The 11703-nt window shown below is 42.9% G+C and carries 12 protein-coding genes; 7 read left to right on the top strand and 5 right to left on the bottom strand.

The window, feature by feature from the left end:
- Window positions 1–141: 141 nt before the first annotated feature.
- The gene (locus tag IE103_RS01355; RefSeq protein WP_189344216.1) at window positions 142–720 is read left to right on the top strand and encodes a hypothetical protein; all 579 of its coding nucleotides are present in this window, start codon (window positions 142–144) and stop codon (window positions 718–720) included.
- Window positions 721–821: 101 nt separating this feature from the next.
- A complete protein-coding gene (locus tag IE103_RS01350; RefSeq protein WP_189344215.1) occupies window positions 822–2372 on the top strand; it encodes a S1C family serine protease in 1551 nt (516 codons plus the stop codon).
- Window positions 2373–2488: 116 nt separating this feature from the next.
- Here the strand turns inward: IE103_RS01350 and IE103_RS01345 are convergent, their stop codons facing one another.
- Entirely contained in the window at window positions 2489–3100 is a 612-nt protein-coding gene (locus IE103_RS01345; protein ID WP_189344214.1) for a hypothetical protein, read from the bottom strand.
- A gap of 188 nt (window positions 3101–3288) precedes the next feature.
- On the opposite strand from IE103_RS01345, the gene IE103_RS01340 reads away from it, so the two are divergent.
- Both IE103_RS01340 and IE103_RS01335 read left to right on the top strand, forming a co-directional pair.
- Window positions 3289–3798, top strand: coding sequence for a hypothetical protein (locus IE103_RS01340; protein WP_189344213.1), 510 nt, complete (start codon window positions 3289–3291; stop codon window positions 3796–3798).
- Between the two features lie 18 nt (window positions 3799–3816).
- Window positions 3817–4053 (top strand): helix-turn-helix domain-containing protein, encoded by a 237-nt coding sequence (locus IE103_RS01335; protein WP_189345053.1) that lies wholly within the window; start codon window positions 3817–3819, stop codon window positions 4051–4053.
- On the opposite strand, the gene recJ is transcribed toward IE103_RS01335, so the two are convergent.
- Both recJ and IE103_RS01325 read right to left on the bottom strand, forming a co-directional pair.
- Window positions 4050–5744, bottom strand: a complete 1695-nt coding sequence (gene recJ, locus IE103_RS01330; RefSeq protein ID WP_189344212.1) for a single-stranded-DNA-specific exonuclease RecJ — start codon at window positions 5742–5744, stop codon at window positions 4050–4052. The two genes, IE103_RS01335 and recJ, sit on opposite strands and share 4 nt — an antisense overlap.
- Window positions 5745–5800: 56 nt before the next feature.
- Window positions 5801–6799 (bottom strand): hypothetical protein, encoded by a 999-nt coding sequence (locus tag IE103_RS01325; RefSeq protein WP_189344211.1) that lies wholly within the window; start codon window positions 6797–6799, stop codon window positions 5801–5803.
- A gap of 84 nt (window positions 6800–6883) precedes the next feature.
- Here IE103_RS01325 and IE103_RS01320 point away from each other — a divergent pair, with 84 nt between their 5' ends.
- The 3 genes from IE103_RS01320 to IE103_RS18305 all read left to right on the top strand — a co-directional run bounded on the left by IE103_RS01320 (window position 6884) and on the right by IE103_RS18305 (window position 9296).
- The gene (locus IE103_RS01320) at window positions 6884–8140 is read left to right on the top strand and encodes a lipoprotein-releasing ABC transporter permease subunit (RefSeq protein ID WP_189344210.1); all 1257 of its coding nucleotides are present in this window, start codon (window positions 6884–6886) and stop codon (window positions 8138–8140) included.
- A complete protein-coding gene (gene lolD / locus IE103_RS01315) occupies window positions 8133–8819 on the top strand; it encodes a lipoprotein-releasing ABC transporter ATP-binding protein LolD (protein WP_189344209.1) in 687 nt (228 codons plus the stop codon). The genes IE103_RS01320 and lolD overlap by 8 nt, the downstream gene beginning before the upstream one ends.
- 252 nt (window positions 8820–9071) lie before the next feature.
- The gene (locus IE103_RS18305; RefSeq protein WP_229827004.1) at window positions 9072–9296 is read left to right on the top strand and encodes a hypothetical protein; all 225 of its coding nucleotides are present in this window, start codon (window positions 9072–9074) and stop codon (window positions 9294–9296) included.
- 174 nt (window positions 9297–9470) lie between these two features.
- On the opposite strand, the gene IE103_RS01310 is transcribed toward IE103_RS18305, so the two are convergent.
- On the bottom strand, window positions 9471–10121 hold the full coding sequence (locus IE103_RS01310; RefSeq protein ID WP_189344208.1) for a protein phosphatase CheZ: 651 nt from the start codon (window positions 10119–10121) through the stop codon (window positions 9471–9473).
- A gap of 194 nt (window positions 10122–10315) precedes the next feature.
- Entirely contained in the window at window positions 10316–11674 is a 1359-nt protein-coding gene (locus tag IE103_RS01305) for an ATP-binding protein (protein WP_189344207.1), read from the bottom strand.
- Between the last annotated feature and the right edge of the window lie 29 nt (window positions 11675–11703).

Genomic DNA, 11703 nt, shown 5'->3' with positions numbered 1-11703 from the left:
TCTAAGCAACAGCGGTTAAAATCATGGCAATTTTGAGTTGCAATATAAAATGTGTGTTCACTTTGATTTTTCGGAGGATTAGATTGATCTGTGAATCATGTCCCAGACTGATTGGTAGAACTGTATTAAACGAGGAATAAAATGTTTAGACATCAATTGATGTACAGAAAAAACTTATCGTATGTTGTTTTGTTAGCCGCCCTTGGTTTGTCTGCTTGCGCGACCAAGTCAGAGCCCGCGAAAAATAAATCTGAAAAACCAAGTGCTGAAGCAGGGTTTGATTCAAAAGTCGGTGCCGCAATGACCTCGCCTTTGAGTGATTTGAATATTGTAAAGTCCGATATTCCCGAAGTTTTGATCAATGCAAGAAAGGCACCTTACTTGATCGTGCCTGGTGCTGATTGTGCGTGGTATCAAACCGAAATTGATCGCTTGAATTCTGTGTTAGGGCCTGATTTAGATGCTGCAAAAGTTGATGCTGACGGCAATATTGTTGAGCGTGAACTTGGTAATGCGACAATCAACGCACTGAAGAGTTTTACGGAAGGATTTGTACCATTTCGTTCTTGGGTGAGACGTTTGACGGGAGCTGATAGTCACGCGCGCGAAGTCGCTGCTGCTGGTATGGCAGGTATTGTGCGGCGTTCATATTTGAAAGGTGTTGTGCAAGCCAAATCTTGTTCAAATCAGCCTCAGCAAGAAAGTTCTGTAACGAAGTAAATTTCTTTATCTCAAAGAATTAGGGAACAATCTTCGATTTACTGGTTCAAATCCTCGTATCGATTTTTAACAATAATTAGCTTATGCAAAGAGACACTCCGATGTTTAAAAAGTTTTTGCTTGGTCTTAGTTTTATCTCGTGTAGTTTAGTTGGCTCGTTTGATATAGCGCACGCGGTGCAAAACAAGAACGCGGCAGCGAAAGTAAGTAATCTAGAGAACAATACTGCGACCAACTTAGAAAAATCTGTTGTAAAGGTATTTTCTACCATACGTGGCCCTGATCCATTCAAGCCTTGGGGTAAGGCATCGCCGCAAGATGTAACCGGATCTGGTGTGGTGATTGAGGGTAGGCGCATTTTGACGAATGCGCATGTCGTCGAATACGCCAGCCAAGTGCAGATACAAACTGGGCAGGAAGGAGATAAAGTTCCTGCCACGGTTGTCGCGATATCGCGTGCGATGGATTTGGCGATTTTAAAGCTCGATGATGAGAAATTCTTTGATAGTCACGCTGCCGTCGCTCGTAGCAATAAATTACCTGAAGTGACCGATGCAGTATTTGCCTATGGTTATCCAACAGGTGGAAATTCATTATCGATTACCAAGGGTATCGTTTCTCGTATTGAGTTTGTTGATTATGATGGCAGTACAGGTGGTTTGCGTATTCAAATTGATGCAGCCATTAATCCTGGCAATAGCGGCGGTCCTGTTATCGCTGGCGATAAGATGATTGGCTTGGCATTCTCAGGTTTAATGCATGCGCAAAATATTGGCTACATTATTCCAAACGAAGAGATAGAAATTTTCCTCAAAGATATCGCCGATAAAAAATATGATGGAAAACCATCTTTGCTCGATATTACCCAGACTTTAGAAAATCCTACTGTACGTGAGTATTTGAAACTAGATAAAAGTGTTGAGGGTTGTATCATTCATAAGCCTTACGATCAATCTGCATCATCGATTTTGAAAGAGTGGGATGTGATTACACATATTGGTGATACCGCAATTGACAACCAATGCATGGTCAGAATTAAGCCAAGTGTGCGGGTCATGTTTAAGTACAAAGTTCAACAAGCAGCAAGCAACGGCAAAGTGGCGTTAAAAATCATTCGCGGCGGACAGCCTATGAATGTACAAGCGCCAGTGTATATAGGTCGTCCTCATTTGATTGGCGATTTGCAAGGTGGTTATCCGTCTTACTTTATTTTTGGCCCGATTGTATTTTCACGCGCAACGGTAGAGTACATGAGTTTCTTGAGCAACAACGCGCCCGCGATTAATGGTTATGCGTACAATGCAAGCCCGTTGATTACCTTACGAGGTGAAAAACCAAGTAAAGATCGTGAAGAGTTAGTCGTGATTAGCTCGCCATTTTTTCCACACAAGCTTGTGACTGGCTATAGCAATCGATTTGGTTCAGTGGTGTATTCCATTAATGGAATTCCTGTGAAAAGTTTGAAGCACTTGGTTGCGCTTTTACGTGACATGCAAGATGATTTGATCGTGATTCATTATGATCAACGTTATGGAGAAACGATGGTGTTGCCGCGCAAAGCAATGCTCGCTGAAACGGAGGCGGTGTTATCCGATAATGGAATTCGTTCGCAGGGTTCGCCAGATATGATGGCGATTTGGAATGCGAAATAGAACGAAGCTTGAAGATGAAGGTGCCTAATTAACTACTAGCTTATAAATTGTGAGGGAAAAAAGAAGCGCATCAAAATTTGATGCGCTTCTTTTTTATTGGTGTATGTTGTTTGGAATTAGTCGAATCGTAGATCGACTAAAAAATAGCGTGGGATCTTAAATTGACGCCCTAGATTTTCCGGTGGCACATTGGCATTGATTAAGTTTGGGTACTGCGTTGATTTACCTTTCGATTGATAAGGCATGGTGAACGCAAGAATACTTTGGCTTTGATTGATGGGGAAACCAACTTCGTTTGAGCCAGCTTGAAAGCTTTTTAGAGCAAAATCTTTCTGGTCTGCGCCGAGTGCGATTTCTTTTACTATGCCAAATCCCAAGAAGCGAAAATCAAATTTGGCTTTGCCGTTCGGTGTTTTTTGTACGAGCACATTAAAGTTGAACTCTTGTTCTTTGAGTTTGAAAAACTCATCCTCTTTTGAATCAAATACTTCATAGGTTTTGATCAGCTTGCCATTCGCGAAATCGCGAATAACGATCTTAAAATCTTTGCCCCATAAGTGGGTGCCAGAAAACTTTACTTTGTGGTAGTTGATGCCTTGGAAGCGCAAAACATTCATTAAGTCTTCATTTTCTACACCATCAATCGTGCTTAGTTTGATGTTGGACTGTGCGCTAGCGATAGATATTGGCAACAACAAGCTGGCGATTAGGGCGGTGATTTTGTGCATGGTAATTTCCATTCAAAATAAGAGCATCGTTTTATCCCAAATGTGGATCAAACTAGCATGGCGGAGAATCTTATCATTTACATCAAATTACTCAAGCGAGATATTGAAATAAAATCGTTTACTTTAAGTTTTACTTAAATTAATATAGGTATTAATGATATTTATGCTTTGTTATTAGGGAGCAGTATATGAGTTCAAATAAACAACAGCTTTCGCTAAAGACCAGTAAATTCAGTATTTTTATTAAGGTGATGGCGTTTGTTTTGGTTCTTAATTTAATCGCGGATCGCGCTATGCAGTTATTGCCAGCCTTTAGCTTAGGTGGAAATTTTAATATTGAAAATACGCTGATGTTGTCGCTGCGTTTGCCTTATTTTTGGACGGGATTACTTGTGCCGATCGTCTATGTTTGCGCATTGTGGGCTGCTGCAGATTTTTTAAAGCGGTTTGAACAGAGCAAGTCTTTCGATGCAGGCTTACTCAAAAGTTTGCAACTAATTGGTGCCAATTTAATGTATGCCGCAATGGCAGCGATTTTATTTGTCCCCACGATCGAGGCGTGGATTAATCAAGGTGAGCGCGGTTTAAAAACGAATTGGGATGTTGAAGCTGTCACTATCGGCATGGTCGGATTGATCTTGAAGTACGTTGCACAGCGTGCGCAGAATTTGCAAGCTCAGGTCGATAGTTTTGTCTAGATTGCAAAGTGCGTGACGATGCCGATTCGAGTGAACTTAGATGTCATGTTAGCGCGCAGAAAAATGCGCGCCAAACAATTGGCCGAGCAAATTGGTCTCTCAGAAACACAGTTATCGATGCTGCGTACAGAAAAAGTTCGTGGCATACGATTTGATACACTGGCCAAGATTTGTTTGGTGTTGGATTGCAAACCGGCCGATATTCTTGACTATGATGTAGATCCAGCTGACTTGTATTTGGCGGATGAAAACTAAGCTTGCTCTACATGTTCCACTAATAACTGCACTCTGGTGACACCATTGTATTCATTCGCATCAAGTCGAAATGCCACTCGAATACGCTCGCCAAAACTCTCTGTATGCCCAAACCAAATCGCATCATAGCGAATACCATTTTTTTCTAGCACCATTTTTAAATGACGCTCTTTTAAAATGCGTTGCGAAACCAATTTAAACTCATCACAGAAAATAGGTGGAGCAAAGCCTTGCCCCCATACTTGACTGTCAAGCAGCTCAATAAAATCAGTGGTGTAATACGCTTCTTCTAAGACACCATCGGTTTCAATAATGCGTTCCAATTGTTCTTGGCGTAACCAGGATTTACCAACTGCTTCAAAGGCAGACTGAAACGACGCGAAATCGTCGGCACGAATCGTCAAACCAGCAGCCATCGCGTGTCCACCAAATTTTTGAATCAAGCTGGGCGCATGCTTGGATACTAAATCGAGTGCATCGCGTAAATGAAAGCCAGGAATTGAGCGTCCAGAACCTTTAATTAAGCCATCATCGCCCGGGGCAAAAGTGATGGTCGGCCGAAAGAATTTATCTTTAAGTCGTGAGGCAACGATGCCAATGACACCCTGATGCCAAGACTCGTCAAACACGGTAATAGTATGAGTGTCTTGCGCTTGAAAATCATCTAAATGAAGAAGAGCGACATCTTGCATTTCACGTTCAATGTCTTTGCGATCGGCATTGATGCTATTGAGCTCTTGAGCGATCTGCCAAGCTCGGCCTTCATCATCAGTAGTTAAACACTCAATGCCAAGCGACATATCTGCCAAGCGACCCGCCGCGTTTAAACGAGGACCAACGGCAAAACCTAGATCAAACGGGCTTGCCAGACGCGGTTCTCGTCCAGCGACGCGAAACAGTGCCGCGATACCAGCGTGCATGCGACCTGCACGCATACGCTTTAAGCCCTGCGCAACCAAAATACGGTTGTTTGGATCTAGCTTGACCACGTCCGCAACGGTGCCGAGCGCCACCAAATCCAACAAAGTGTCTAATTTAGGTTGATTCTGTTGATCAAATGCGCCGCGTTTTCTTAGTTCCGCCCTCAATGCCAACAGCACGTAAAACATGACACCAACCCCTGCCAAATTCTTGCTAGAAAAGTCGCAAAATGGCTGGTTCGGATTCACAATCACACTCGCTTGCGGCAAAGTATCGGCCGGTAGATGGTGATCGGTTACGAGGACTTGTATGCCTCTAGCATTCGCGGCAGCGACCCCATCGATACTCGCGATGCCATTGTCGACGGTGACAATAATATCGGGTGATTTCTCACGAGCGGTGAGATCAACGATTTCTGGTGTTAAACCGTAACCGTACTCGAAACGATTGGGAACGATGTAATCTACTTCTGCGCCCAACATGCGTAGGCCACGCAAGCCGACCGCACAAGCCGTCGCGCCATCACAGTCATAATCCGCCACAATCACGAGTTTCTTTTTTGCGGCAATTGCATCGGCTAAAAAGTTCGCAGCTTTCTCATTATTTAATAAGCGATTTGGCGGAATTAATGCAGGTAAGTCGGTGAGTAATTCATCTGCACTTACAATGCCACGCGCAGCAAATAGGCGCGCTAGTACTGGATGCAAACCACTTTGCTTTAATAATTCTGCTTGCCGAAAAGCGTAGGGGCGAGTGCTGATGCGTGTCATATCAAGTGTGCTTCAATATTGAATTTGTGGGCTGTGCTGATGTGTAAGTCGACGAATTATTGCGATGATTGCGCTAGTTTGAGTAAGGTATCTAAACTAGGTTTGCGCCAGAATTTCCAGCTTTGTGGCGCCGTACAAGATAATTCAGCCAAGCATAGACCATCACTTAATACTAATCGCACGGTTTTCAATTGTTTGCTCTGTAGTGCTTGCAGTGCGGGCGCAAACCAATTGTGTTCCAATTGATTCATGTGAATTAGCCATGTTCCCCAGTCACTATTGAGTGCCGGCTCCAGTAAGTCTTCTACGTAGACGCTGTTTTTCCTATCTTTTTTCTGCATTAATTCAGCAAAGCTAGAAGTATTCAATTCGCAATCTAAATGATGCAGTTCAGCGCTCCCGCTATGTAGCCAAACAGAATTGATCGTGTTTCGACCTTGTTCATCGCGACTTTGATTGACCGGGTGAATATGCCAAAGCATTTGTATTTCATTTTGGAGTTTGCGCCAAGCGACTTCGTGTTCGCCTTTTGCAATCCAAATTTCCATATTGTGACCTGCGGCCGCATCCAAACTCGCTGTCTGCAATGCAGCCCACTCATCCGCGCGTAAAAACCAAGTTTTTGCATCACCGTAAACCAGCGTTTTTCCCAATTCTTCACAAATTTCTTTGGCTGCTTCAAATAACGCGCGTGATTCTTCGGTGGAAATATCGAGACGACGCGGGTCGGTCATCACCATATGATCGCGCGCGATATGAATATGCACTGGGCTTAAGGTGAACCAATATCCCTCAGGATTTTGTAGATTAAACGCATGCATACGACTGTGCGTAAGTGCAGGACTGTTTAGGATGGATTTTGATGAATTGAAATGTCGACTGAGCCAATGCTCATGCGGTAATAATCGCGCAAATTCGTCAAAGTTATGTTTCGAATCTTGTCGCGCATGTCCTAAAAGCATAGCAAGTGAATGCGTTTTCATTTGCTTGACTAGTTCTCTAGCCAAAGGCGTGGGGGGAATGCCAAAAGGCAAAATAATTTCTAAATAGCTCATAACGTCATTGTATGGCAAACTACGGGCTCTTGAAAATTTGTCTGCTTTTTGTTTGCATTTTGTTTTTTTGGAATTGCTCCTTTCGTGAAAAATCTTCCTTTTGAATGGCTAGTTGGCTTGCGCTATACCCGTGCAGGTCGTCGTAGCAGTCGCAATAGTTTTATTTCTTTTATTTCTCTTATTTCTATGGCTGGCATCGCCTTGGGCGTGGCTGCGCTGATTATCGTTTTGTCGGTGATGAACGGTTTTCAGAAAGAAGTGCGAGATCGGATGCTATCGGTGTTACCGCATATTGAAGTGTTTGATGCGAGTGGTGTGATTCCTGATTGGCAAGCAACTGCGAAGCAAGCGCAACAACATTCTTCGGTGCTTAGTGCGGCGCCTTATGTTGATGCACAAAGTATGATTGTGAACGATGGCGTGATGCGTGGTGCCGTGATTCGTGGGATTTTGCCGGAAGAGGAGCCTAAAGTATCGATTGTTGCCAGTAAGGTAAAGGCAGGTAAATTAGCTGACTTAAAAGAGGGTGCTTTCAATATTATTCTTGGCGTTGATTTAGCGCGTGCGATGCATGTTGGCATCGGCGATAAAGTGACCTTGGCCGCACCTGAAGGACAATTAACCCCAGCTGGCACGATTCCTCGTTTAAAAGGATTTACCGTGGTCGCAGTTTTTGAAGCCGGCCATTACGAGTTTGATTCAGGAATGGCGTTTATTCATCTCGCTGATGCGCAAAAATTTTTCCGCCAAGAAGCACCAACAGGGGTTCGTCTCCGCATTAAAGATATGTTGCAAGCTCCGCAGGTTGCGTTTGAATTAAGTCGAAATTTAGGTGGTAGTTTAATCACGCGTGATTGGTCGCAGCAAAACAGCAATTACTTCGCGGCGGTAAAAACCGAGAAAACCATGATGTTCATTATCTTGACTTTGATTATTGCTGTTGCCGCGTTTAATTTAGTCTCAACTTTGGTGATGACGGTGACGGAGAAACAGGCGGATATCGCAATCTTGCGTACCTTGGGAGCATCACCAATGTCGATCATGAAAATTTTCATGGTGCAGGGCGGATTAGTAGGCTTATTTGGTACTGCTCTTGGTGTCTTGTCAGGGATTGTTGTTGCTTTGAATATTGAGGTGATCGTTCCATTCATCGAAAAAGTTCTAGGTATACAGTTTTTAGCAAAAGAAGTGTATGTAATTAGTACTTTACCTTCGGATTTGCATTGGTCTGATGTTTGGACTATTGGCGGCATTGCTGTCGTCTTGGCTTTCTTGGCGACTATTTATCCTAGCTGGCGTGCTGCCCGCGTAAAACCTGCGGAGGCATTACGTTATGAATAAGTTGCAAACCGTTTTGTCTTGTAAGAATTTGGCAAAAATCTATGGTCAGGGTGAGCATGCGGTCAAGGTTTTGCAGGGCATTAATTTTGCGATTCATGCAGGTGAACGTATCGCGATTGTTGGCGCATCTGGTTCAGGCAAATCAACCTTGCTACATTTGCTCGGTGGTTTGGATACGCCGACGCAAGGCGTCGTGAATTTGCTCGGCAATGATTTTGCTGGTATGAATGAATCAACGCGCGGCGAGTTGCGTAATCAGTCTCTAGGGTTTGTCTATCAATTTCATCATTTGCTACCTGAGTTTTCGTCATTAGATAATGTTGCCATGCCTTTATTCATCCGAAGAATGAAACGTGCTGAGGCACAAGAGATCGCTAAGACCATGTTGAGTAAAGTTGGTTTAGCTCATCGCATCACCCACGTGCCTGGAGAGTTATCTGGCGGTGAGCGTCAACGTGTTGCTTTAGCACGTGCTTTGGTTACCAATCCAGCCTGTGTATTAGCCGATGAACCTACAGGAAATTTAGATCGCGGTATCGCAGATCAAGTGTTTGCTTTGATGTTGGACCTGTCTAAAACATTGGGAACTGCATTTGTGATCGTGACGCATGATGCTGATTTGGCGAAGCGCTGTGATCGCGTGCTTAGACTTACTGAACAAGGCTTGGTTGAAAGTTAGCGAAGGTAATTTTCAATAAATGTTCTCTGCTTAGATCGATTATTGAAGTTAGAGATAAATCGTAGATGAATGATTTGTATATTGTCTATATAAGCTGAAATCAAAACAACAGCAATAAAATACTGATTGCATACACAGTATTTTTGCTTTACATTACTAACTACTGAACGCACATACAGTATTCTTTGTGCGAGGAATTGTGAGTAAGTCAGCCTAGACTCTATCGACATTCAACTACGGAGATTTCTTCAAATGACTAATTTAGAACAAACATTAGACACGCGTTTTGCAGTGCAATTTTCACCAAGCACATTTTTGATGCGTTTTGGACGCCGTGAAATTTTTATCTGTAACGATTTTAGAAATCGTCACTATCATGTGAATCCGGTCATTGAGTGTTCGACAGGAGTTCAAGCCGGGCACCTAGAGATTTTATTATTTCGTAAGTGGTTGGTGATTTTGTCTAAAGCGAGATAAGAGTTTGATTATGCTTGGTTAGCGATGATCTAACTTGGTCGAATTCTAATGACTTTTGTGTTGAGACAAACTTAAATTCAATTGAAAGAATCAAGAGCAGGCGTAATAAGCCTGCTTTTTTTTGGTAATTTGTGAATGCCTAATTTTGAAGGCAAACTAATTGAATGTATTCAATTAGAAACCTAAGTCAGATAAGAGGTCATCCACATTATCTTGGCTAAGTTGGACACCACCTACGGCACCTGGACCAGCTAATAAGTCTTCTTTTTTATTGACAGATACTGCTCCCTCTGGAGCTCCACTTAAAAGTAATCCCAATAAGTCTTTTTCGGTGCGTTCCAATAATCCGACCACCTTTTTGATCAGTTGACCTGTTAAATCTTGAAAGTCTTGCGCCATCATGATGTCTGAAAGCGACTGCTCAGTGCGAAGGCTATTTTCGCGTGTCTGTTGGATGAAGCTAAGCATTTGTAGGTTGAGATGAATTAACTCTTCTTTCGATAAGTTATTAAGTGTTTGTTTATCCTTTGCTTGTAAAAGTAGCGCAGCATCTTTTATTGTTGCTTGCTGCAAGGGCAATGTTTCTTCAACAGCAGAAAGTACCTTGTTTGCTGCTTTTTCAGTTAGTGCTCCAATGTGATTGAGTCGCTCACGTGCTGATGGAAATTCAGTTGATGCTTCCGCCAATATGCCGTCTGCGCCAACCCAAGTTAGTGCGTCGTGTAAGGCTCTGACTACATGACCCACACCTTTATACATTAATTCAGGATCGCCTTCGGTATGTTCTGAATTGACTGTGTTGAGCATTGGAGCTGCTTGCGTCATACCTCGTCCTTTTTTATCAGGTAAGTTTTTGTTGATCAGAAGATACTAAATGATAAAGTGAATGTCGACAATAAAAAGATGCTAAGACGAAAGAACATCATCCGCTCACAATATTTTGTTGTTGTTGTTCCTGTTCACATTGGCTTGATTTGTGTTTGTGAATACAGAATTGATACTAGTAAGCTCATTCAGTTTTAATGGAACATTAATTGAATTTCCAAACCGCCTTGTACGTGGTTACGAATATGCATTTTGCCACCATGTCGTTTTACGATCCGTTCAACGATGGCCAATCCTAAACCAGAGCCATTTGCTTGGCTACGGGCGATTTCTCCGCGTGTAAAAGGTCGTAATAAGCGAGGAATTTGTGCATCGTCGATGCCACTGCCGAAATCTCTAAGCTGCACGTAAATTTCGTTTGAGTTTGCGCTTTTCGCAGCATTAGTTTGGCGTTTGCATAGAATTGCTAATTTGAGTTGATGGGTCTGAGCATCTCGTCCGTAGCGTATGGCGTTTTGAATCAGATTATCAAACAGTCGTTGAAACTCAATCTCGATACCGGTGACATAAAGATTAGGTTCGATGTTGGCTTCGATGACAACATCACTCGATTTTGCCAAATCTGAAAAAATCTTATCGATAAGTTTGCTTAAATTGAAGCTACTAAAAGTCGATTCATGTAAGGGCTTGGCATAGTCAAGAAATTGTTGAATGATGCTATCCATTTGCCTGAGGTCGGCTTGCATTGCTTCGCGCGTATCGACCTCTAAATTTGCCATTTCTAATTCAAGTTGTAGTCGCGTAAGCGGTGTTCTTAGATCGTGCGAGATACCAGCAAGAATCACGGTTCTATCCGATTCTATTCTTGCTAGATCATCGACCATTTGATTAAAGCTCGCATTGGTCTCACGGATTTCTTTAGGCCCGTTTTCTGACAAAGGTTTTGGATGGCGCCCGCGTGATAATTGCCTGGTTGCGATGATCAGATTGGTGAGCGGTTGGTTGATTCGTCTCGATATAAATACCGCACCGATGAGTGCCAAGATCAAGCTGGAAATCGCCCATCCGAGAAACTGTAAGCCAACTTCAGTTTGTAAGCGATCTGCTTCTAATCTCAACCAAAATTGATCTTCATCGATTTGAAAGCTAAGCCAAAACCCATCCTCACCATTCACACTATTGGCAAATTGTGTTTGTTTCCCAAGCTTTTGTTGAACTAATCGGCGTACTTCAGTGAGTAGTGGCGTCTCTGTGATTTTCTGCACTTGATCGCTATCTTCTAATAAGTAAATCCGTATTCCTTCATTGCGCGCTAGATCGATTAATAATTCTCGTCGTTTGTCTTCTGCGGAGTGCGTAAGCGCCGCACTAGTAATCGTAACTATCGAAACAATTTGATTTGATAACTGCTGCGCGCGCGGTTTGCGTTCTAATAATTTGATGCTGACAAACCAAGTCAATAGGCTGGCAGTGACCAATAATGCGAGCAGGAAAAAGGTGCGCCAAAACAAGCTGTTTTGAAACCAAGCTAATCCTTGCAGGTATTTGCGCATTACGATGATTTTTTTAAATGTTGATAGCG

It is taken from the genome of Affinundibacterium macrobrachii, assembly GCF_014652415.1.
GTDB classification, from domain to species: domain Bacteria; phylum Pseudomonadota; class Gammaproteobacteria; order Burkholderiales; family Burkholderiaceae_D; genus Undibacterium; species Undibacterium macrobrachii.
This window is presented reverse-complemented; position numbering and strand designations above follow the sequence as displayed.